Below are 21,257 nucleotides of genomic sequence, written 5' to 3' on the forward strand. Positions count from 1 at the left end.
GCATGCCGACCCCGCAGCGCTCCGACGTCGATCTCCGCGAGGCCGCCGAGGGCGCCCTGCGCCGCCTGGTCGGGAGGGACGATGCGCGGCTGCGGGACGACCAGTGGACGGCGATCGAGGCGCTCGTGTCCCGTCAGGCGCGAGCGCTGGTGGTGCAGCGCACGGGGTGGGGCAAGTCGGCGGTGTACTTCGTCGCCACGCGCCTGCTGCGCGACGCGGGCGCGGGACCGACCGTGATCGTGTCCCCCCTGCTCGCACTCATGCGCGACCAGATCGCCGCCGCGGCGCGCGCGGGGATCCGCGCCGTGACCGTCAACTCGTCCAACGTCACCGAGTGGGATCAGGTCCACGCCGCGATCGCCGCGGGCGAGGTCGACGTGCTGCTGTGCTCGCCCGAGCGGCTCAACAATCCGCAGTTCCGCGACCAGGTGCTGCCACGGCTGGCAGCGGACGCGGGGCTCGTCGTGATCGACGAGGCGCACTGCATCTCCGACTGGGGCCACGACTTCCGGCCGGACTACCGCCGCATCCGCACGCTGCTCGCGGACCTGCCGACCGGCATCCCCGTGCTCGCCACCACCGCGACCGCGAACGCGCGCGTGACGGAGGACGTGGCCGAGCAGCTGGGCGTCGCCGGCGACCGGCGGAGCGCGGAGGTGCTCGTGCTGCGGGGCGCCCTCGACCGGGAGTCCCTCCACCTCGCGGTGCTCGACCTGCCCGACCCCGCCGCGCGCGTCGCCTGGCTGGCGCAGTCGCTCGGCGAGATGGACGGATCCGGGATCGTGTACTGCCTCACCGTCTCGGCGGCCGAGGAGGTCGCGTCCCAGCTGCGGGCCGCCGGGCTCGAGGTGGGCGCCTACACGGGACGGACCGACCCCGCCGAGCGCGAGCGGCTCGAGCAGGACCTCAAGGACAACCGGGTCAAGGCGCTCGTGGCGACCTCCGCGCTCGGGATGGGCTTCGACAAGCCCGACCTGGCGTTCGTGGTGCACCTCGGGGCGCCGTCGTCGCCGATCGCGTACTACCAGCAGGTCGGGCGTGCGGGCCGCGGGGTGTCGCGTGCGGTGGTGGCGCTGCTGCCGGGCCGCGAGGACCGCGCGATCTGGGAATGGTTCGGGAGCCAGGCGTTCCCGCCGGAGGACACCGTGCGGGCAACCCTCGCCGCGCTGTCCCCCGAGCGGCCGACGACCGTGCCGGCTCTCGAGGCGGTCGTGGACCTCTCCCGCTCCCGGCTCGAGGCGATGCTCAAGGTGCTCGACGTCGACGGCGCGGTGCGCCGCGTCCAGGGCGGCTGGCTCGCGACGGACAGGCCCTGGGAGTACGACGCGGATCGGTACGCGCGGGTCGCGGCGACGCGGGCCGCCGAGCAGCGGACGATGCTCGAGTACCAGTCCGCGACCACCTGCCGGATGGCGTTCCTGCGACGGGTCCTCGACGACCCGGAGCTGGCGGACGGGTGGACGTGCGGCCGGTGCGACGCCTGCGGCGGCGTGGCGCTTCCGGCGGCACCCACCGCGGAGGCGGTCTCGTCGGCGCAGGCCGGGCTCGACCGCGTCGGCATCGAGGTGGTGCCGCGGCGCCAGTGGCCGAGCGGCGTGGACACGCTCGGAGTCCCGCTCAAGGGGCGGATCTCCGGCGGCGAGATGGCCGAGACGGGACGCGCGATCGCACGCCTCGACGGGCTCGGGTGGTCGGGGTCGCTACGCGACCTGTTCGGGGAGCGGGACGAGGCCGGAGCGCCGGTCGATGCCGAGCTCCCGGTGCCGCTGCGCCACGCGGCCGTGCGGGTGCTCGACGACTGGGAGGACCTGTGGACCGTCGCCGGGGGCGCGCACCAGGCGACCGTCGCCGGCGTCGTCGGGGTCGCCTCCGCCACCCGACCCACGATGGCCGCGCACCTCGCCACCGGTCTCGCGCGCTACCTCGGCGTGCCCGTGCTCGGGACGGTCGCGCCCGTGCCGGGCCGCGACGAGCCGAGCCGGCATGACGTGAACTCGGCCCAGCGGCTCGCGGCCGTCGCGCGACGCCTCGGGCTGGTCCCCGCCCGCGACGCGACCACCGGCGAGGCCGCGTCGCTCGACGGCGCGCGGGTGCTGCTCGTGGACGACCAGATCGACTCCGGCTGGACCGTCACCGTCGCCGCACGGCTGCTGCGGCGCGCCGGCGCCGAGGCGGTGCTGCCCTTCGTGCTCGGGGTGCGGTGACGCGTCCCGATCCCGTTCCGCCCGTGGCGAACCCCGATCCCGCAGCTGCCGTCCGCCCGTTGTGATGGACGCATGAACCTCCTCATCCTCGGCGGCACCGCCGTCCTCGGCCGCGCGGTCGCGACGCACGCCCTCGCACGCGGGTACGCCGTCACCTGCGCGGCCCGCGGCAGCGCCCCGGCGCCCGCGGGCTGCACGTTCGTGCCTGTCGACCGCGACGATGTCGACGGCCTCGCGCCCGTGGCCGACCGCCGGTGGGACGCGGTCGTCGACCTGTCACGCGATCCGCGCCACGTGGCGCGCGCGGTGAACGACCTCGACCCGGCCCATTGGGTGCTCGTGTCGACGGCCAACGTGTACGCACGCTTCGACAGCCCCGAGCAGGCGGAGGCGTCCCCCACTCTCGCCCCTCTCGAGCACCTCGACGACGCCGCGGACTACGGGCGCGCGAAGGTCACCTGCGAGGCATCCGTGCGCGGGGCCCGCGCGTCGTCCACGGTCATCCGCTCCGGCCTCATCGGCGGGCCCGGGGACACGACCGGCCGCAGCGGCTACTACCCGTGGCGGTTCGCCCACCCGACGGGCGCCGACGTCGTCGTCCCCGACGCGCCCGACATGCCCGTCGCCATGATCGACGTCGACGACCTCGCGACCTGGATCGTCGACGTGGCGCAGCGACGCCTGCACGGCGTCTACAACGCGACCGGCACCACCACGACGCTGCGCGAGGCGCTGAGGATCTCGGCCGAGGCGGCGCGCAGCGCCGCGACACCCCTGTGGGTGGATCCGCTCACGCTCGCCGAGGCGGGCGTGGCCCCCTGGATGGGAGAGGCATCGCTGCCGCTGTGGATCGACGACCCGACGTGGCGGTGGTTCGCCACCCTCAACACGACCGCGGCGCGTGCTGCGGGGCTCGCGACGCGGCCGCTCTCCGCGACCATCGCGCGTGCGCTGGCGTACGAGCGGTCGCGCGCGGTGCTGCACGGCCGGTCCCCCGACCGCGCGGGGCTGTCCGACGACGACGAGCGACGCGTGCGAGCGCTCGCCCTCGGTGGGGCTCGCGGTCGCTAGCTCTCCTCGAGGCGCGCCCGGATGGCCTCGCCGTGCGCCGGGAGGTCCTCCGCATCCGCGAGCGCCACCACCTTGTCCCCCACCGCGCCCAGCGCGTACGCGCCGTAGTCGATGTAGGAGACGGCCTTGAGGAAGCTCGTGACGTTGAGGCCGGAGGCGAACCGCGCGGTGCCGCCCGTCGGCAGCACGTGGTTGGAGCCCGCGAGGTAGTCCCCGAGCGGCACCGGCGAGAACGCGCCGATGAAGATCGCACCCGCGTTGCGGATCCGGCCCGCGACCTCGTGCGCGTCCTCCGTCTGGATCTCGAGGTGCTCCGCCCCGTAGGCGTCGGCGACGGCGACCGACTGGTCCACGTCGTCCGTGAGGATGATCGCGCTCTGCCTCCCGCCGAGCGCCGTGTGCGCGCGCTCGGAGTGCTTGGTCGCGGAAGCGAGCGCCGCCAGCTCCACGTCCACCTTGTCCGCGAGCTCCTCCGAGTCGGTGATGAGCACCGAGCCTGCCATCGGGTCGTGCTCGGCCTGGCTCAGCAGGTCCGCGGCCACGAAGCGCGCATCCGCCTGCGCGTCCGCGATCACGGCGATCTCGGTGGGCCCCGCCTCGGAGTCGATGCCGACCAGCCCGGTGACGGCACGCTTGGCCGCCGCGACGTAGACGTTGCCCGGGCCCGTGATGACGTCCACGGGGTCGCACAGCCCGTCCGCCCCGAGCGCGAGCATCGCGACCGCCTGAGCGCCGCCCACCGCGTAGACCTCGTCGACCCCCAGCAGCGCGCACGCGGCGAGGATGGTCGGGTGCGGGAGGCCGCCGAACTCCTTCTGCGGGGGGCTCGCCACAGCGATCGACGGCACACCGGCGGCCTGCGCGGTCACCACGTTCATGACGACGGAGCTCGGGTACACCGCGAGCCCGCCGGGGACGTAGAGCCCCACGCGCCCCACGGGCACCCAGCGCTGGGAGACGGTGGCCCCCGGCGCGAGCTCGACGCTCACCGGCGGCGGCACGGTCGCCACGTGGAAGGTGCGGACGCGGTGGATCGCCTCCTCGAGGCCGGCGCGCACCGCATCGTCCAGCGTCTCGAGCGCGGCCTCGATCCGGCCGACCGGGACGCGCAGGTGCTCCGGGGTGACGCCGTCGAAGCGGGCGCCGAGCTCACGCAGGGCGTCGGCGCCGCGGGTGCGCACGTCCTCGATGATCGGCTCGACCACCGCGAGGGCGTCGCCCACGTTCACGTCGGCACGCGGGACGATGGACAGCAGCTCGCGGGCGGTCAGGTCCTGGCCACGCAGATCGATCCGGTTCAGCACGCGACCACTCTAGTGCGCGGGCGCGTCCGACCCCCGCACGGGAGATGGCATCCTGGAGCCATGGAATGCGTCGAGTGGGAGGAGCGCGCCCGCGCGGGCGAGCCCGCGACGCCGGCGCGGTCGAGGCGCTCCCGCGCGGTCCTGCTGGTCGTGATGGGATTCGTCGGCGTGGTCGCTCTGGCGGTGGTCACGGCGCTGTGATGCTCAGCGCGCCGTCCTCCTCACACGCCGGCGAGGCAGCTCGGTCCGAGCGCGGCCTTGAGGTCTCCGTAGAGGGCCGAGGAGCGTGACACCCGGAACTCGTCACCGAGCCGCATCGTGAGCGGCCGGTCCGGGCCCGTCAGGACCATCCGCACCTCGATGGTGCCCGGGTGCGCCCGGAGGATCCCCTTGACCTGCTCGACGAGCGGCGGGGTGACCCGCGCCGCCGGCACCGTGATCGCCACGGGCGACGTGTCCTGCTGGTTGAGGTTGGGGATCCGCACGTCGACGGCCGAGAACTGCAGCCCGCCGTCGCCACGCTCGCGACAGCGCACCTTCATGGCGAGCACCGAGTCCTCCGCCAGGTCCCGCGCGAAGGTCTCGTAGGTCTTGGCGAAGAACGAGACCTCGGTCTCGCCCGTCATGTCCTCGAGGGTGACGATCGCGTACGGGTTGCCCGACTTCGCGATGCGCCGGTCGACCCGCGTCACCAGGCCGGCGAGCACGATCTGCGAGCCCTCCTGCACCCCGTTGGTGGGCGTGGCGTTGAGGATCTGGTGCGAGGCCTCCGACCGGATGATGTGGTCGAGCCCCGACAGCGGGTGATCCGAGACGTACAGGCCGAGCATGTCCCGCTCGAGGTTGAGCTTGGTCTTCTTGTCCCACTCCTCGAGCGTGGGCACCTCGACCGTCACCCCGCCACCGATGTCCTCGGCGTCGGCGAACAGGTCGAACTGCCCCGTCGCCTCCTGGCGCTTGACCCCGATCACCGAGTCGATCGCCTGCTCATGCACCGCATTGAGCGCGCGGCGCGAGTAGCCCAGCGAGTCGAAGCCGCCCGCCTTGATGAGCGAGTCGATGGTGCGCTTGTTGCACACCGTCGCCGGCACCTTGTCGAGGAAGTCCGCGAAGGACGTGAACGCGCCCTTCTCCTGCCGCGTCCTGACGATCTCGGCGACCACGTTCGAGCCGACGTTGCGCACGGCCGTGAGACCGAAGCGGATGTCGGTGCCCACCGCCGAGAACGTGGCCTTCGACTCGTTCACGTCCGGCGGCAGCACGGTGATGCCCATCCGTCGGCACTCCGCGAGGTACAGGGCCGACTTGTCCTTGTCGGTGCCCACCGAGGTGAGCAGCGCCGCCATGAACTCCGTCGGGTAGTGCGCCTTCAGGTAGGCGGTCCAGAAGGACAGCACCCCGTACGCCGCGGTGTGGGCCTTGTTGAACGCGTAGTCGGCGAACGGCAGCAGCGTGTCCCACAGCGCCTTGATGGCCGCGTCCGAGTAGCCGTTCGCCTTCATGCCGGCGCTGAAGGGCTCGAACTCCTTGTCGAGGATCTCCTTCTTCTTCTTTCCCATCGCGCGGCGGAGCAGGTCCGCGGCGCCCAGGGTGTAGCCGGCGACGATCTGCGCGATGCGCTGCACCTGCTCCTGGTACACGATGAGGCCGTAGGTGATGCCCAGCACCTCGCGCAGCGGCTCGTCCAGCTCCGGGTGGATGGGCGCGATCGCCTGCCGCCCGTTCTTGCGCTCCGCGTAGTTGGTGTGCGAGTTCATGCCCATCGGGCCCGGGCGGTACAGCGCGAGCACCGCGGAGATGTCCTCGAAGGTGTCGGGCTTCATCTGCCGCAGCAGCTGGCGCATCGCCGTGCCGTCGAGCTGGAAGACGCCGAGCGTGTCGCCGCGGCCCAGCAGCTCGAACGCGCCCTCGTCGGCGAGCGGCAGGTCCTCGAGGACCAGCGGCTCCTTGCCGTTGTCGACGATGTTCTCGAGGGCGTCGTCGAGGATCGTCAGGTTCCTCAGGCCCAGGAAGTCCATCTTGACCAGGCCGAGCGTCTCGCAGGTCGGGTAGTCGAACTGGGTGATGACGGCGCCGTCCTGCTCGCGGCGCATGATCGGGATGATGTCGATCAGCGGGTCCGAGGACATGATCACGCCCGCCGCGTGCACGCCCCACTGGCGCTTGAGGCCCTCGAGGCCCTGCGCGAGCTCGAACACCTGCTGCGCGTCGGGGTCCGCCTCGAGCACCGCGCGGAAGTCCTGGCCCTCGTGGTGGCGCGGGTGGGTCGCGTCGTGGACGCCGACCAGGGGCATGTCCTTGCCCATGATCGCCTCGGGGTACGCCTTGGTGAGCTGCTCCCCGAGCGAGAACGGCTTGCCCAGCACGCGCGTCGAGTCCTTGAGCGCCTGCTTGGCCTTGATGGTGCCGTACGTGACGATCATGGACACGCGGTCCTGGCCGTACTTGTCCGTGACGTACTGGATCACCTCGCCGCGCCTGCGCTCGTCGAAGTCCACATCGAAGTCGGGCTTGGACTCGCGCTCGGGGTTGAGGAACCGCTCGAAGTAGAGCTGGTGCTCGATCGGGTCGATGTCCGTGATCTTCATCGCGTACGCGGCCATCGAGCCGGCACCGGAGCCGCGCCCCGGCCCGACGCGGATGCCGTTGTTCTTCGACCACTGGATGAAGTCCGCGACCACCAGGAAGTAGCCCGGGTAGCCCTTGCCCGCGATGACCTCGATCTCGTAGTTCGCGCGCTCCTGGACGTGGCCGGGGATCTCCTCGCCGAAGCGCTCGTGCAGGCCCTTCTGGACCTCCTTCACGAACCACGAGTGCTCGTCCTCGCCCGGAGGGCAGTCGAACACGGGCATGTAGTCGGCCCTGGTGTTGAACTCCACCTCGCACTGCTCGGCGATCGCGACCGTGTTGGTGAGGGCTTCCGGGTACTCGCCCCAGAGGTCCCACATCTCCTGGCTCGACTTCACGTAGTAGCCGTCGCCGGAGAACGCGAAGCGCTTGCCGCCGTTGTCGTAGGTCGGCTCGTTCAGTGTCGAGCCCGACTGGACGCAGAGCAGCGCCTCGTGCGCGTGGGAGTCCTCGCGCTTGGTGTAGTGCAGGTCGTTGGTCGCGACCAGGGGCGCGCCGATCGCCTTGGAGATCCGCAGCAGGTCCTCGAAGACCCGCTTCTCGATGTCGAGGCCGTGATCCATCAGCTCGACGTAGTAGGAGTCCTTGCCGAAGATGTCCTGGAACTCCGCCGCCGCCTTCAGGGCCTCCTCGTACTGGCCCAGCCGCAGGCGGGTCTGCACCTCGCCCGACGGGCAGCCCGTGGTCGCGATGATCCCCTTCGAGAAGCGCTGCAGCAGGTCGCGGTCCATGCGCGCCTTGTAGAAGTGGCCCTCGAGCGAGGCGTAGGACGCGAGCCGGAACAGGTTGTGCATGCCCGCGGTGTCCCGCGCCCACATGGTGGCGTGGGTGTACGCGCCGCCCGCGCTGACGTCGTCCGACTCCTGACCGCGGTCGCCCCAGCGCACGCGGCTGCGGTCGCCGCGCGCGGTGCCGGGCGTGAGGTACGCCTCGAGCCCGATGATCGGCTTGATGCCCGCGGCCTTGCCCTTGGTCCAGAACTCGTAGGCGCCGAACAGATACCCGTGGTCGGTCGTCGCCATCGCGGGCTGGCCCAGGCGCTCGGCCTCCTGGAACAGGTCGCCGATCTTCGCCGCGCCGTCCAGCATCGAGTACTCGGTGTGGACGTGGAGGTGGACGAAATCCTTGCCTGGCATGGCGACGATTCTAGGCGTCCCGGCAGACATCGCGGGAGACGCGTTCCGGCCCGGCGCGGGGTGTCGGTCGGGCCTGGGAGAATGTCCCGGTGAGCGAGGAGTCCCGGCCCGAGCGCGCCCCGCGGCGCGGCCGTCGCGGACCCCGGCGGGGCGCCTCCGGAGGGCGACGGGACGATGCGCGGGGCACCCGGGCGCCGCATCGTCCCCGCGTCAGCGCCAGGGCCCTGGAGGCCGCCGCGGACGCCCGGGCGGCGGTCGCCGTCCCCGAGATCCTCTACCCGGCCGAGCTCCCCGTCAGCGCCAGGCGGGAGGACATCGCCGCCGCGATCCGCGACCACCAGGTGGTGATCGTCGCGGGCGAGACGGGCTCGGGCAAGACCACGCAGCTGCCCAAGATCTGCCTCGAGCTCGGCCGCGGCCGGGCGGGTCAGATCGGCCACACCCAGCCGCGCCGGATCGCCGCGCGCTCGGTCGCGGACCGCATCGCCGAGGAGATCGGCACCCCGCTCGGCGAGATCGTCGGCTACCAGGTGCGCTTCACCGACCAGTCCTCGGACCGGACCCTCGTCAAGGTGATGACGGACGGCATCCTGCTGGCCCAGATCCAGCGGGACCCCGACCTGCTCGCCTACGACACGCTCATCATCGACGAGGCGCACGAGCGCAGCCTCAACATCGACTTCCTGCTCGGCTACCTCACCAACCTGCTGCCCCGCCGCACCGACCTCAAGGTGATCATCACCTCCGCCACCATCGACTCCGAGCGCTTCGCGCGGCACTTCGCCCGCGGGGGGCCGCTGCCCGACGATGCGGATGGGGACGATCAGCGCCGCGCCCCCGTGGTCGAGGTCACGGGCCGCACGTACCCGGTCGAGATCCTCTACCGCCCGCTCGAGGGCGAGCGGAAGGGCGACGAGAAGGACCTCGACACCGGGATCGTCGAGGCGTGCGCCGAGCTGATGACCTGGGGCGACGGCGACATCCTCGTGTTCCTCTCGGGCGAGAGGGAGATCCGCGACGCGGCCGACGCGCTGGCCGCGTCGCTCGGCGACCGCGCCCGCGACCCCCGCCACCCGCGCCGGGTCGAGATCCTGCCGCTGTACTCGCGCCTGTCCGCCGCCGAGCAGCACCGGGTGTTCGAGCGGCACGCGCACCGCCGCATCGTGCTGTCGACGAACGTCGCCGAGACCTCGCTCACCGTCCCGGGGATCCACTACGTGGTCGACCCCGGGACGGCGCGGATCTCGCGCTACTCGAAGGCGACCAAGGTCCAGCGGCTGCCCATCGAGCCCATCTCGCAGGCGAGCGCGAACCAGCGCTCGGGCCGCGCGGGACGCCTCGCGGACGGCATCGCGATCCGCCTGTACGCGCAGGACGACTTCGAGACGCGCCCCGCCTTCACCGAGCCCGAGATCCTGAGGACGTCGCTCGCGAGCGTGATCCTGCAGATGATCGCGGTCGGCGTGGTCTCCTCCCCCGAGGACATCGCGCGCTTCCCGTTCGTCGAGCCGCCGGACACGCGCGCGATCCGCGACGGCGTTGCCCTGCTCGCGGAGCTGGGGGCGGTCGCCACCGCCGACGGCCGCACCGCGCTGACCCCCGTGGGGCGCCAGCTCGCCCGCCTCCCCATGGATCCCCGCCAGGCGCGCATGATCGTCGAGGGCGCGAAGCACGGCGTAGGCTACGAGGTCGCGGTGATCGCCGCCGCGCTGTCGATCCAGGACCCCCGCGAGCGCCCCGCCGAGCGCCGCGAGGAGGCGGACCTCCTGCATCGTCGCTTCGCCGACCCCTCCTCGGACCTGCTCGCCTACCTCAACCTGTGGGAGCACGTCCGCGAACGCCAGAAGGCGCTGTCGGACAACCAGTTCCGCCGCGGGCTCAAGGCGGAGATGCTGCACTTCCTGCGCATCCGTGAGTGGCAGGACGTCATGACGCAGATCCGCGCGTCCGCGAAGGAGCTCGGCATCGAGCTGGTGCGACGCGATGCGAGGCCCGTGCCCGACCGCGGCGACACCCTCAGGCACCTGTGGGACGAGGACGCGATCCACCGCAGCGTGCTGGCCGGCCTGCTGTCGCAGATCGGCGCGCAGGACGTGCTCCAGCTCAAGGCCTCGAGCTTCACCCACCTCCGGGGCGAGGCGCGCGCGAAGGAGATGAGGAAGGCCCGCAAGCGCTCCTCGAACGAGTACCTGGGCGCCCGCGGCGTGCGCTTCGCCATCAACCCGGGCTCGCCGCTGTCGAAGAAGCCGCCGGAGTTCGTGATGGCGGCCGAGCTGGTCGAGACCTCGCGGCTGTGGGCGCGCGACGTCGCACGCATCGACCCCGCGTGGGCCGAGGAGCTCGCGGGCGACCTCGCCAAGCGCACCCACTCGGAGCCGCACTGGTCCTCGAAGCGCGGCGCCGCCATGGCGACGGAGAAGGTGCTCCTGTACGGCGTGCCGATCGTCGCGGACCGGCCGGTGCTGTGGGGCCGCATCGACCCGGAGGGCGCGCGCGACCTGTTCATCCGCCACGCCCTCGTGCAGGGCGAGTGGACCACCCACCATCGATTCTGGCGCGACAACCAGCGGGTGCTCGAGGAGGCCGCCGAGATCGAGGCGCGCTCCCGCACGCGCGGCGTCATCGCCGACGAGGAGACCCTGGTCGGGTTCTACGACGCCCGCCTGCCCGAGACGATCGTCTCCGCGCGGCACTTCGACCGCTGGTGGAAGGAGGCCCGGGTCGCCGATCCGGACCTGCTCACGCTCACGCTCGAGGAGCTGGTCCCCGAGCACGCCGCGATCGACCCCGCGCTGTTCCCGGACTCCTGGCCTCAGCTCGACCTCGAGCTCCCGCTCACCTACCAGTTCGAGCCCGGCACCGCCGCCGACGGCGTCACCGTCCATGTGCCGCTCGGGGTGCTGCCCCGCGTGCTCGGAGACGGCTTCGACTGGCTGGTCCCCGGGCTCCTGCCCGAGCTGGTGACCGCGACCATCCGCGCGCTGCCCAAGGCGGTGCGACGTCTGCTGGTGCCGGCGCCGGACGCGGCGCGGGACATCGTCGCGTGGTTCGAGGCGCATCTGCCCGCGTGGTCGGACGTCGCCCGGGCGGGCGACATGGCCGAGCCGTTCCGAGCCGCGTTCACCCGCGCCGTGCGGGACCTCCGCGACGTGGAGATCGGCGACGAGGCGTGGGACGGCCTGGACGAGCGTCTTCCCTCCCACCTGCGCATGACGTTCCGCGTGGTCGAGCGGGTCGGGCGCGACACCACGGTGCGGGGTGAGAGCCACGATCTCGCGATGCTGCAGCGGCAGCTGGCGCCCCAGGCGCGCGCGGCCGTGCGCACCGCGGTGCAGCGGGCGGCCGATGCGGCGGCGTCGGGGCGCGGGGGCACGCGGGGCGGCGCGGGTGGAGACGCCCGGCCCGGCGCGACGGACGCCGGGGCGCGGGACGGTGCGGCGCTGCCGCGCCCCGCGAGCGCCGCGATCGCCGAGGTGGATGAGCTCACCGCGTGGCCCGACGTCGACGTCCTCCCCGACGAGGTGGAGGGGACGGTGCACGGCGTCGTCGCGCGCGGCTTCCCCGCCATCGTGGCCGAGGGCGAGGGAGTGAAGGCTCGGGCCGCGCTGCGGGTGCTCGCGGAGGCGGGCGACCGCGACGCCCGCCACGGCGAGGGCGTGCGCCGGCTCCTGCTCGCGGAGGTCGGGCTGCCGGTCAAGCGCGTCACCACCCGCTGGTCGACGCAGGAGGCGCTCGCGCTGGGCGCCTCTCCCTACACGTCGACCGAGGCGCTGGTCGACGACCTCCAGCTCGCCGCGATGCGGACGCTCACCCCGGGCGCCGGCGCCGTCAGGGACCGCAGCGCCTACGAGGCCCTGCGCGACTCCGTCCGCCCCGCCCTCGAGGACCAGGTGCTCGAGGTCGCGCGCCGTGCCGCCGGCGCGCTCGCCGCCGCCCGAGAGCTCGACGTGGAGGTGCGGGGCAGCAGCTCGCTCGCGCTCCTGTCGACGCTCCAGGACCTGCGCGAGCAGTCCGCCGCGCTCGTGGGCGACGGCTTCGTCCGCCGCACGCCGGCCGGCCGGCTTCCTCATCTGGAGCGCTACCTCAAGGCGGCCGCGCATCGTCTGGAGAAGGCGCAGTCGGATCCGTCGAAGGACGCCCAGCTCGCCTGGCAGGTGTCCCAGGTGGCCGAGGCGTACGAGACGGTGCGGACCGCTCGCCTCAAGGGCCGGCCGGACGCGGCGACGCGCGCCGCGCTCGACGAGGTCCGGTGGATGCTGGAGGAGCTGCGGGTGTCGCTGTTCGCGCAGCGGCTGGGGACCGACGGCCCGGTCTCCGAGCAGCGCATCCGCAAGGCGCTCGCCGCGATCGGCTAGCGTCGTCCGCATGGTCCGCATCCTCCCCTGGTTCTCCCGCGGCATCGCCGCCGTCGCGCTCGCCGTGGTGGCCTGGGCCGCCCTCAGCTCGTGGGGGGCCGTCAGCCACGGCCACCCGGCGTATGCGATCTGGCTCGCGTTGACCGCCGCCGCGGCGATCGCCTCGATCATCGGATCGTTCGTGCGGGCGCCGCGCGGTGGGTGGCGGGCCGTGCTGCGGGTGATCGGGATGTTCGGGGCCGTGGTGTGGGTGGCCGGGACGGCGTGGCTCCGGCCGGCGACGGCGATCGAGCCGGCGCTGGCGGCGATGGAGTCCGACGAGGCGGTCACGGTGACGGAGACCGCGACCTCGATCACGCTGGCACCGGCCGGCGAGCGGGCGCCGACCGCGGTCGTCTTCGAGCCCGGGGCGCTGGTCGAGGCGCGCTCGTACGCAGCGGTGCTACGACCGCTCGCGGAGGCCGGCCACCTGGTCGTCATCACCAAGCCGGCCCTGGGGATCGCGTTCCTCGACACGGGGGCGCTCGAGTCAGCGCGTGGGGCCCACCCCGAGGTCGACGGCTGGGTGGTCGGCGGGCACTCGCTCGGCGGCGTCGTGGCCGCCGTGCTGGCGGACCGCGACGACTCCCTCTCGACCGCCCCCGCGGTGGGACTGCTCCTGTTCGCCTCCTATCCCGCGAGCGACATCAGCGGCAGCCTGACCGCCGCGGTCGAGTCGATCTCCGGGTCCGAGGACGGGCTCTCGACGCCGGAGGCGATCGAGCAGTCACGGTCGATGCTGCCCGCCGGCTCCTCGTTCACGGTCATCGAGGGCGCCGTGCACGCCCAGTTCGGCGACTACGGCCCGCAGGCGGGAGACGGGACGGCGACCCTCTCCGACGACGAGGCGCGCGAGCAGATCAGCGCCGCCGCGCTCGCCTTCGTCGACTCGCTCGGCGGCTGACGCCCCACGCCTGCCCCGCCGCTGCCCGGCGCCGCCCCGCCCTCCCCTCCGGACAGCACGCACGGATCTCGGCGCGACACCCCGGTGATCCGCGCCGAACCGAGCCCGACACGCCGCCGACCCGGGACCGGCTCCGTGCGGAGTGTCCGGAGGTCGGGTGGGGCCGGGTCGTCAGGGGGCGGTGAGGTCCACGTACGCGTCGTGGTGCGGGATGCCCTCGTCGAGGTAGCCCTCACCGTGCGCGACATATCCCAGCCGCGCGTAGAACGGCATCGCCTGGTCCTGCGCGCTGAGCTCGACCCGCACGCGCCCGTCCACGGCGTAGCGCTGTCGAGCGGCGTCGTGGAGCGCCTCCATCAGCACGCGGCCGGCGCCCGTCCCCCGCGCCTCGGCCACCACCGCGAGCCGCCCGATGTGAGGGGTCGCGGGGTCCATCGCGCCGTGATCGGCGTGGAACTCGTCGGTATGGGGCGCCAGCAGCCGGCCGGTGCCGAGCGGCTCGCCCGAGTCGGCGTACGCGATCACGTGGACGGTGCGAGGGTCGTCGTCCTGGGCGTCTCGCTCGACCTCGGGGCTCACCCCCTGCTCGTCGACGAACACGGCGAAGCGCACCCGCATCGCGTCCTCGAGCTGCGCAGCCGTCGCCACCGGGTGGACCCGCACGTCAGCCCCGCAGGATCGCGAGGGCCGCCGCGAGGTCCTCGGGGTAGTCGGAGGTGACCCGCACCTCGCGTGCCTGCGTGGGGTGCTCGAACGCGAGCTCGCGCGCGTGCAGCCACTGGCGCGACAGGCCCAGGCGCTGGGCGAGGGTCGGGTCCGCTCCGTAGGTGAGGTCGCCTGCGAGCGGATGGCGCATCGCGGCCATGTGGACCCGGATCTGATGCGTGCGACCCGTCTCGAGATGGATCTCGACCAGCGACGCCGCGGGGAACATCTCCAGCACCTCGTAGTGCGTGACCGACGGCTTGCCGCCCTCGACCACCGCGAACTTCCAGTCCGAGTGCGGGTGGCGGCCGATCGGCGCGTCGATGGTCCCCGCCGTCGGGTCGAGGTGCCCCTGCGCCACCGCGTGGTAGATCTTCTCCACCGTGCGCTCCTTGAAGGCGCGCTTCAGGTGCGTGTAGGCGGCGTCCGAGCGCGCGACCACCATGAGGCCCGAGGTGCCCACGTCGAGCCGGTGGACGATGCCCTGGCGCTCGGGCGGACCGTGCTGGGACAGCCGGTACCCGGCCGAGGCGAGCGCGCCCACCACCGTCGGGCCCGTCCACCCCGGCGACGGGTGCGCCGCGACGCCGACGGGCTTGTCCACGACGACCACGTCGTCGTCCTCGTACAGGATGGCCAGGCCGCCGGGCACCTCCGGCTCGGGCGCCGCCTCGCGCTCCTCCGGCAGGTCCACGGCGACGATCCCGTCGGCGAGCCGGTCCGACTTGCCGAGCGTGCGGCCGTCCTGGAACAGGCCGCCCGCCTCGATCACGTCGGCTGCGCGGGCCCGGGAGAGCCCGAGCATGCGTGCGAGCGCCGCGTCGGCACGCTCGCCGACGAGCGCGTCGGGCACGGGCAGGTACCGGGTCTCAGGCACGGGCCTCGCCCGAGCCGTCCCCGGAATCGTCCGTCGCGTCGTCCGCCGGAACCGCCGCATCGTCCTCCGTGACCGCGGCGGCGAGCACGGGCGTCGACCCGAGGCTGGCGAGGATCAGCACGATGGCCGCCCCGACGATCGCGATGTCCGCGACGTTCCCGACGAACAGGTCCCCGTAGTTGATGAAGTCGACGACGTGGCCCTCGCCGAACGCGGGGTCGCGGAACAGGCGGTCGATGAGGTTGCCGAGCGCGCCGCCGAGCGCGGCGCCGAAGATCCACACCGCGAGCGTGCTCTGCGCACGGCGTGCGTACACGACGATGCCGACGCTCACCGCGACGGCGACCAGGGTCAGGATCCACGTGAAGGCGTTGCCGAGCGAGAACGCCGCGCCCGAGTTGAACACGAGCTGGATCGACAGCAGGTCGCCCAGCACCTCGTGCTTCTCACCGGGCTCCAGCGTCTCCAGCACCCACTGCTTGGTGGCCTGGTCGATCGCGACGACACTGCCCGCGATCAGCCAGAAGGCAGGCCTCCAGGTCAACGACGCTCCTCGCGCTGCTTGCACGTCACGCAGAGGTTGGCGCGCGGGAACGCCATGAGGCGCGCGCGACCGATGCCCTGGCCGCACGACTGGCAGGCGCCGTAGGTGCCGACCTTGATCCGGCGCAGCGCGTCCACGCTCTGCTCGAGCATGTCGCGGGTGTTGTTGACGATCGACATCTCCTGCTCGCGCTCGAGCGCGGTCGAACCGGCGTCCGCCTGGTCGTCACCCGCACCCTCGGACGTGTGCAGCAGGTCGTCCAGCTCGTGCTCCGTGACGCCCAGCTCGGTCACGAGCCGCTCCACGTCCTCGTTCAGGCTCGTGACGATCTGCCGCAGGTCCGCGAGCTTCCAGGCGTCGTCGCCCGGTCGCACAGGAAGCTGCTTGGCATCGGCCGGCTTCAGCTCTGAAGGGTCGACCACCACGATGGTGACTTCGGTGCTCATGACTGTCCTCGTCTCTGGCTGGTGCAGTGAGAGTAGTCCCGACGCCTCCGCAAGGCAAAGCGCCGCGCCCGTGGGCGCGGCGCTTCGTCCAGGGGTTTCTCTCAGGCGCGGGGTTCTGCGTCCCCGTCAGCCGTGGGCGCCCACGGCTGCTGGGGGGTGTACGACCCGCCGAACTGCGTCGTCGGCGGCGTGTACGGGGTGCCGAGCGCCGGCGAGGAGGTGGACTCCTCCTCCGGCTGGTCCTCGGCGGGTGCGTCGGCCTCCGCGGCGGGCTCCTCGGAAGCGGGAGCCTCGTCGACCGGCTCGTCGGCGGGGGTCTCCTCGCCGAAGCTCTCGACGGTCTCCTCGACGGCGGGCTCCTCGATGAGCTCCTCGCCCACGAAGGGCGCGGCCGGCGCGGGGGCGGTGCCCTCGGCGTGGTCGAGGTCGTCGAGAAGGTTGCTCAGGTACGACTTGAGGCGCGAGCGGTAGTCGCGCTCGAAGCGGCGCAGGTCGTCGATCTTGGTCTCGAGCAGCGCGCGCTCGGAGTTCAGCTGGTCCATGCGGGCCTGCGCGTCGTTCTCGGCACGCTCGACGATGGACTCGGCCTTCGCCTTGCCCTCCTCGACCAGGCGCTCCTTCTCCTCCTCGCCGGCGGCCACGTACTCGTCGTGGAGCTTCTGCGCCATCGCGAGCATGCCCGTCGGGGTCGGGGGGTTCGGGTCGGTCGCGGCCTGGAGCAGGCCTGCGTCGGTGGCCGGGGCCTCGGCGGCCGGCGCGGCGCCGCCGCCCTGCTGGACCTCGCGCAGCCGCGCCGCGAGCTCGTCCCGCTCCGCGGTGAGCTGCGAGATGGAGTGCGCGACCTCGTCGAGGAAGTCGTCGACCTCGTCCTGGTCGAAGCCCTCCCGGTACTTGGTCTTGGAGAAGGCCTTGTTGAGGACGTCCTCGGCGGTCAGCAGTGCCATGTCGACTTCCACCTCGAGTCTGATCGGGGCCGGTAGAACCGGCCATGCTGTCAATCTGTCACTTTACCCATTGCAGTATCGGCACGCACTTGAGAGCCGTGCGCGGGCGTCAGGCGAGCAGGCTCAGGTACCACCGCAGCATCATGGTCCCGAGCATCACGATCATGATCCCGAGGTCCAGGCGGAGGCCGCCGATGCTGAGCGGTGGCACGATCCGACGCACGAGCTTGATCGGCGGGTCGGTGACGGTGAGGACCGACTCGACCGCCACGAGGCCCGCGCCGGTGGGCTTCCAGTCGCGCACGATCGACGCGACCATCATGATCACGAAGCGCGCGAACAGCAGCATCAGGAACAGCGTCAGGATGAAGATCAGGACGTCGATGATGAGGCTCACGGGGCGAGCCTACCCCGGGCCTCAGGCCTGGTTGTAGAACGCGTGGTCCTGCGCGGGCTCCTCGTCGATGCCGATCTCCACGTGCGCCGGCGAGAGCAGGAACACCGAGGTGGTGACGCGCTCGATGGAGCCGTGCAGCCCGAACGACAGTCCCGCGGAGAAGTCGACCAGGCGCTTCGCGTCCGCGTCCGACATCTCGGTGAGGTTCATGATGACCGGCACGCCCTGGCGGAAGGCCTCGCCGATCAGGCGGGCGTCGTTGTAGGTGCGCGGCTTGATGGTCTGGATGCGGCGCAGGTCGGTCGCCTGGGCCGTCGACGCGGCATGCTCGCGAGCCGGCCGCGCGTGCTTGACCGCGCCGGTGCGAGGACCGGACTGCTTGACCTCGGACACGTCGTGCAGGTTCGTCACGGGCGCGAGCTCGGGCTCGGCGTAGTCGTACTCCTCCTGCTCGTTGACATCGAAGTCGAGGTACTGGATCGCCTTGCGCAGTGCGCTCATTCTGACCCCCTGTGGTGCGGACGAATCGTTGGCTTCACGGTACGGCCGCCGCGCGGCCCATCAGCGGAGCGACACGCCGGGCCCCGCGCACACGATCACGCCCGCGATCCGGCCGGTGACGCCGTCGCGGCGATGGGAGAACAGGCCGGGCTCCTCGCGCGTGCACTCGGGTCGGCGGATGACCTCGCGGAACCCCAGCTCGCCCAACCGGGTCTCGATCGCGCGCGGGAGGTCGAGCGACGGGGTGCCCGTCCGGGTCATCGCGCGGGCCGTCGGGTGGCGGCCCGCGACGCGCGCCTGCATCTCACCCGGGACCTCGTAGCAGCGCCCGCAGATCGCGGGTCCGATCGCGGCCCGGAGCGTTCCGGGCTCCCGACGCGCCGGACCCAGGTCGAGGAGAGCCGCCACCGCGGCGTCGATCGCACCGAGGTACAGGCCCTCGCGGCCCGCGTGGACGGCCGCGACCGCTCCGGTGAGCTCGTCGTGCATCAGCACCGGCACGCAGTCGGCGGCGATGGCGGCGATGGCGAGCCCCGGGACGCGGGTCACCAGGACGTCGGCGGGCCCCGGATCCTCGCGGGGCGCGGACACCTGGGCGACCGCGATGCCGTGCTCGGCCGTGAGGAATGTCACCGGGGCGTCCGCATGCTCGGCCACGATCGAGCGGTTGCGCGCGACGCATGCCGGGTCGTCCCCGACGTGCGTCGCGAGATTGAGGGAGTCGTACGGCGGCGCCGAGGTCCCCCCGTCACGGGTGGTGAAGAAGGCCCGGACGGGGAGACCGGCGTCGATCACCGCAGGAAGTCGGGGACGTCGAGCGTCTCCGCGGACTCCCTGGTGGGCACGGCGCGGATGGTGTCGGTGGCCGGCCCCGCATCCGCGGTGGCGTAGGGGCTGGCCGGGATGACGTCGGTCTCGACCGGCGCGTCGACGGGCTCGAGCTCCTCGGCCTTCGGCGCGGGCGAGGACTCGATCGAGCCCAGCGCGCCTTCGTGCGCGCGTCGCGTCGGGGCGCCTCCGTCGAAGCCCGCCGCGATGACCGTGATGCGGAGCTCGTCGCCCAGCGAGTCGTCGATCACCGTGCCGAAGATGATGTTGGCCTCGGGGTGCGCCGCCTCGCGCACCAGGCGGGCCGCGGTCTCGACCTCCTTGATGCCGAGGTTCGAGCCGCCCGAGATCGACAGCAGCACCCCGTGGGCGCCCTCGATCGAGGCCTCGAGCAGCGGGGACGCGATCGCGCCCTCGGCGGCCTCGAGAGCGCGGGCCTCGCCGCGCGCGCTGGCCACGCCCATGAGCGCCGTGCCCGCGCCCTGCATGACGGACTTCACGTCGTTGAAGTCGACGTTGATGAGGCCGGGCGTGGTGATGAGGTCGGTGATGCCCTGCACACCGCCCTGGAGGACCTGGTCCGCCGCCGCGAACGCCCCGAGGACGCTGAGCTGCGCGTCGGAGATGTCCAGGAGACGGTCGTTGGGGATGACGATCAGGGTGTCGACCTCGTCGCGCAGCGTCGCGATGCCCGCGTCGGCCTGGTCGGCGCGGCGCCGGCCCTCGAAGCCGAACGGGCGCGTCACCACGCCCACGGTCAGGGCGCCGAGCGACCGCGCGATGCGCGCGACCACGGGTGCGCCGCCGGTGCCGGTGCCGCCGCCCTCGCCCGCGGTCACGAACACCATGTCGGCGCCCTGGAGCGCCTCCGCGATCTCGTCCTCGTGGTCCTCGGCGGCCTTGCGCCCGACCTCCGGGTCGGCGCCCGCACCGAGGCCGCGGGTGAGCTCGCGACCGATGTCGAGCTTCACGTCCGCGTCGGACATCAGCAGCGCCTGCGCGTCGGTGTTGATGGCGATGAACTCGGCACCCTTGAGACCGACGTCGATCATGCGGTTCACGGCGTTCACGCCGCCGCCGCCCACGCCGACGACCTTGATGTGCGTGATGTAGTTCTGCGGTGCGGCCATGTGCGTTCCCTTTCAACCTTAACCCTCTAGTTGAGAGTTATAGTTATGTCAAGTCGTTCAAGGTCGAAGTTACGGGCCGTCGCGGCGCTTGCCGCGCGCGACACGCGCGGCGTGCCGATAATCGCTCGCCGCGCCCCGCCGACCTCGGTGCCGCGCGTCCGGGAACCGCCCCGTCGCGCCACGGGCGGTGGCGACCGGTCAGCTCCTGGTGATCGGCAGCGTCGGCGCGGAGACGTCGATCACGGTCGCGCCGTCGGCCTGGCCCGAGTCCAGCAGCACCTGCAGGACCTCGGCCTTGAGCGCCGAGTCCTCCGCGCTCCCCCACTCGACTCGCGGCCCGTCGCGGAGCTCGAACGTGACGGTGTCCTCGGTGCCCGCGCTGACGTCCTGGACCCGGTCCCGCAGCTCCACCGGCAGCTGGTTGATCACCCCGAGCACGGCCGCGAGCACGCGCGTGTGGTCCTCCCCGACGGGGATGGTCACCACGGGCAGGTCGTCGGGCGCCTCGTCCGCGCGGCCGACCGTGGTGGCCTCGGAGTCGACGAACGCGTAGCCGTCCTCGACAGGGACGGCGGCGACGGGCTCGCGCGAGGTGAGCTCGATGAGGAGGCCCGCCGGCCACACGCGCTCGATGGCCGCATCGCGGACCCCGGGGATCTCGCGCAGCGCATCGGCGAGCCTCGAGGTGCTCAGGGTCGCGAGCGACTGCCCCTCGAACTGCGCGACCGTGGCGCTCACGTCCGCCGGCTCCACCACGGTGCCGTACCCGGTGGTCTCGACCTCGGCGGGATCGAGCGCGAACACCGGCGACGCGAGCACGAGCCACGCGACGAGGCCGACGATCGCGAGGTAGCCGGCCCTGCGGGCCCACACCACGGCGGACAGGCGGCGCTGCGCACGGGCACGCTCCCGCAGGCGCGCCTGCAGCCGGGTGGTGACGGTGCCGACGCGCGCGCCGGCCGCGTCGACCATGGGGGCGGCGCGTCGTCGCCCGACGTGGAGGGCGGACGCCACGCGGGAGCGCACCGACGGGCCCGCGTCACGCGCCTCCGGCGCGGCGGGGGCCGTGCGGGCGTCGGCCGGGCGCGCGCGCCGCTCGCCGTCGCCCCGTCGCCAGGGCGCCGCCAGGGACTCGTGCTCGGCCGTCACCGAGACTCCGCTGCTGCGAGGACGCGGGGACGGGCCCGGCTTCGCCGTCACCGCAACGGCCTCGGACGCGGGTCGGCCCGATGCGGGTGCCGCGC

17 protein-coding genes are annotated in these 21,257 nt (G+C 72.9%); 5 read left to right on the top strand and 12 right to left on the bottom strand.

Going from position 1 to position 21,257, the window contains the following annotated elements; translation table 11 throughout:
• The first annotated feature begins 2 nt into the window (after positions 1 to 2).
• Together QQX10_RS03710 and QQX10_RS03715 are read left to right on the top strand one after the other, a co-directional pair.
• On the top strand, positions 3 to 2,204 hold the full coding sequence (locus tag QQX10_RS03710; protein WP_301118339.1) for a RecQ family ATP-dependent DNA helicase: 2,202 nt from the start codon (positions 3 to 5) through the stop codon (positions 2,202 to 2,204).
• Positions 2,205 to 2,276: 72 nt separating this feature from the next.
• Complete coding sequence (locus QQX10_RS03715; RefSeq protein ID WP_301118340.1) at positions 2,277 to 3,275, top strand: NAD-dependent epimerase/dehydratase family protein; 999 nt, start codon at positions 2,277 to 2,279, stop codon at positions 3,273 to 3,275.
• Here the strand turns inward: QQX10_RS03715 and hisD are convergent.
• On the bottom strand, positions 3,272 to 4,579 hold the full coding sequence (gene hisD, locus QQX10_RS03720; protein WP_301118341.1) for a histidinol dehydrogenase: 1,308 nt from the start codon (positions 4,577 to 4,579) through the stop codon (positions 3,272 to 3,274). The two genes, QQX10_RS03715 and hisD, sit on opposite strands and share 4 nt — an antisense overlap.
• Before the next feature lie 60 nt (positions 4,580 to 4,639).
• Between hisD and QQX10_RS03725 the strand changes: the two genes are divergently transcribed.
• A complete protein-coding gene (locus tag QQX10_RS03725; RefSeq protein WP_301118342.1) occupies positions 4,640 to 4,780 on the top strand; it encodes a hypothetical protein in 141 nt (46 codons plus the stop codon).
• Positions 4,781 to 4,800: 20 nt separating this feature from the next.
• Here the strand turns inward: QQX10_RS03725 and dnaE are convergent, their stop codons facing one another.
• Positions 4,801 to 8,343 (bottom strand): DNA polymerase III subunit alpha, encoded by a 3,543-nt coding sequence (dnaE, locus tag QQX10_RS03730; protein ID WP_301118343.1) that lies wholly within the window; start codon positions 8,341 to 8,343, stop codon positions 4,801 to 4,803.
• Between the two features lie 89 nt (positions 8,344 to 8,432).
• Here dnaE and hrpA point away from each other — a divergent pair, with 89 nt between their 5' ends.
• Positions 8,433 to 12,698, top strand: a complete 4,266-nt coding sequence (gene hrpA, locus QQX10_RS03735) for an ATP-dependent RNA helicase HrpA (protein WP_301118344.1) — start codon at positions 8,433 to 8,435, stop codon at positions 12,696 to 12,698.
• 10 nt (positions 12,699 to 12,708) lie between these two features.
• Complete coding sequence (locus QQX10_RS03740) at positions 12,709 to 13,641, top strand: alpha/beta hydrolase (protein WP_301118345.1); 933 nt, start codon at positions 12,709 to 12,711, stop codon at positions 13,639 to 13,641.
• Between the two features lie 171 nt (positions 13,642 to 13,812).
• Here QQX10_RS03740 and QQX10_RS03745 read toward each other — a convergent pair whose 3' ends face one another.
• From QQX10_RS03745 to QQX10_RS03790, 10 genes are all read right to left on the bottom strand, one after another.
• Complete coding sequence (locus QQX10_RS03745; RefSeq protein WP_301118346.1) at positions 13,813 to 14,304, bottom strand: GNAT family N-acetyltransferase; 492 nt, start codon at positions 14,302 to 14,304, stop codon at positions 13,813 to 13,815.
• Between the two features lies 1 nt (position 14,305).
• Complete coding sequence (locus QQX10_RS03750) at positions 14,306 to 15,223, bottom strand: RluA family pseudouridine synthase (protein WP_301118347.1); 918 nt, start codon at positions 15,221 to 15,223, stop codon at positions 14,306 to 14,308.
• Entirely contained in the window at positions 15,216 to 15,767 is a 552-nt protein-coding gene (gene lspA, locus QQX10_RS03755; protein ID WP_301118348.1) for a signal peptidase II, read from the bottom strand. The genes QQX10_RS03750 and lspA overlap by 8 nt, the downstream gene beginning before the upstream one ends.
• Positions 15,764 to 16,213, bottom strand: coding sequence for a TraR/DksA family transcriptional regulator (locus QQX10_RS03760; protein WP_301118349.1), 450 nt, complete (start codon positions 16,211 to 16,213; stop codon positions 15,764 to 15,766). The genes lspA and QQX10_RS03760 overlap by 4 nt, the downstream gene beginning before the upstream one ends.
• Positions 16,214 to 16,314: 101 nt before the next feature.
• Entirely contained in the window at positions 16,315 to 17,157 is an 843-nt protein-coding gene (locus QQX10_RS03765; RefSeq protein ID WP_301118350.1) for a DivIVA domain-containing protein, read from the bottom strand.
• 109 nt (positions 17,158 to 17,266) lie between these two features.
• Positions 17,267 to 17,554, bottom strand: a complete 288-nt coding sequence (locus QQX10_RS03770; protein ID WP_301118351.1) for a YggT family protein — start codon at positions 17,552 to 17,554, stop codon at positions 17,267 to 17,269.
• A gap of 21 nt (positions 17,555 to 17,575) precedes the next feature.
• Positions 17,576 to 18,055 carry a cell division protein SepF gene (locus tag QQX10_RS03775; RefSeq protein WP_301144520.1) on the bottom strand — a complete coding sequence of 160 codons (480 nt, stop codon included), beginning with the start codon at positions 18,053 to 18,055 and terminating at the stop codon, positions 17,576 to 17,578.
• Positions 18,056 to 18,115: 60 nt separating this feature from the next.
• Positions 18,116 to 18,850, bottom strand: a complete 735-nt coding sequence (gene pgeF / locus QQX10_RS03780; protein WP_301118353.1) for a peptidoglycan editing factor PgeF — start codon at positions 18,848 to 18,850, stop codon at positions 18,116 to 18,118.
• Positions 18,847 to 20,013 (bottom strand): cell division protein FtsZ, encoded by a 1,167-nt coding sequence (gene ftsZ / locus QQX10_RS03785; RefSeq protein WP_301118354.1) that lies wholly within the window; start codon positions 20,011 to 20,013, stop codon positions 18,847 to 18,849. The genes pgeF and ftsZ overlap by 4 nt, the downstream gene beginning before the upstream one ends.
• Positions 20,014 to 20,211: 198 nt before the next feature.
• Positions 20,212 to 21,162: a cell division protein FtsQ/DivIB gene (locus QQX10_RS03790; protein ID WP_301118355.1), complete on the bottom strand. Its 951-nt coding sequence runs from the start codon at positions 21,160 to 21,162 to the stop codon at positions 20,212 to 20,214.
• Positions 21,163 to 21,257: the final 95 nt, after the last annotated feature.

The sequence above is a fragment of the Demequina lignilytica genome (assembly GCF_030418305.1).
Taxonomy (GTDB): domain Bacteria; phylum Actinomycetota; class Actinomycetes; order Actinomycetales; family Demequinaceae; genus Demequina; species Demequina lignilytica.

What these genes read in the sequence shown, in the direction of transcription:
- QQX10_RS03765 (WP_301118350.1), bottom strand. Translation starts at nt 17,157, where the DNA reads ATGGCACTGCTGACCGCCGAGGACGTCCTCAACAAGGCCTTCTCCAAG.
- QQX10_RS03775 (WP_301144520.1), bottom strand. Translation starts at nt 18,055, where the DNA reads ATGAGCGCACTGCGCAAGGCGATCCAGTACCTCGACTTCGATGTCAAC.
- QQX10_RS03760 (WP_301118349.1), bottom strand. Translation starts at nt 16,213, where the DNA reads ATGAGCACCGAAGTCACCATCGTGGTGGTCGACCCTTCAGAGCTGAAG.
- QQX10_RS03715 (WP_301118340.1), top strand. Translation starts at nt 2,277, where the DNA reads ATGAACCTCCTCATCCTCGGCGGCACCGCCGTCCTCGGCCGCGCGGTC.
- ftsZ (WP_301118354.1), bottom strand. Translation starts at nt 20,013, where the DNA reads ATGGCCGCACCGCAGAACTACATCACGCACATCAAGGTCGTCGGCGTG.
- dnaE (WP_301118343.1), bottom strand. Translation starts at nt 8,343, where the DNA reads ATGCCAGGCAAGGATTTCGTCCACCTCCACGTCCACACCGAGTACTCG.
- QQX10_RS03725 (WP_301118342.1), top strand. Translation starts at nt 4,640, where the DNA reads ATGGAATGCGTCGAGTGGGAGGAGCGCGCCCGCGCGGGCGAGCCCGCG.
- QQX10_RS03740 (WP_301118345.1), top strand. Translation starts at nt 12,709, where the DNA reads ATGGTCCGCATCCTCCCCTGGTTCTCCCGCGGCATCGCCGCCGTCGCG.
- QQX10_RS03710 (WP_301118339.1), top strand. Translation starts at nt 3, where the DNA reads ATGCCGACCCCGCAGCGCTCCGACGTCGATCTCCGCGAGGCCGCCGAG.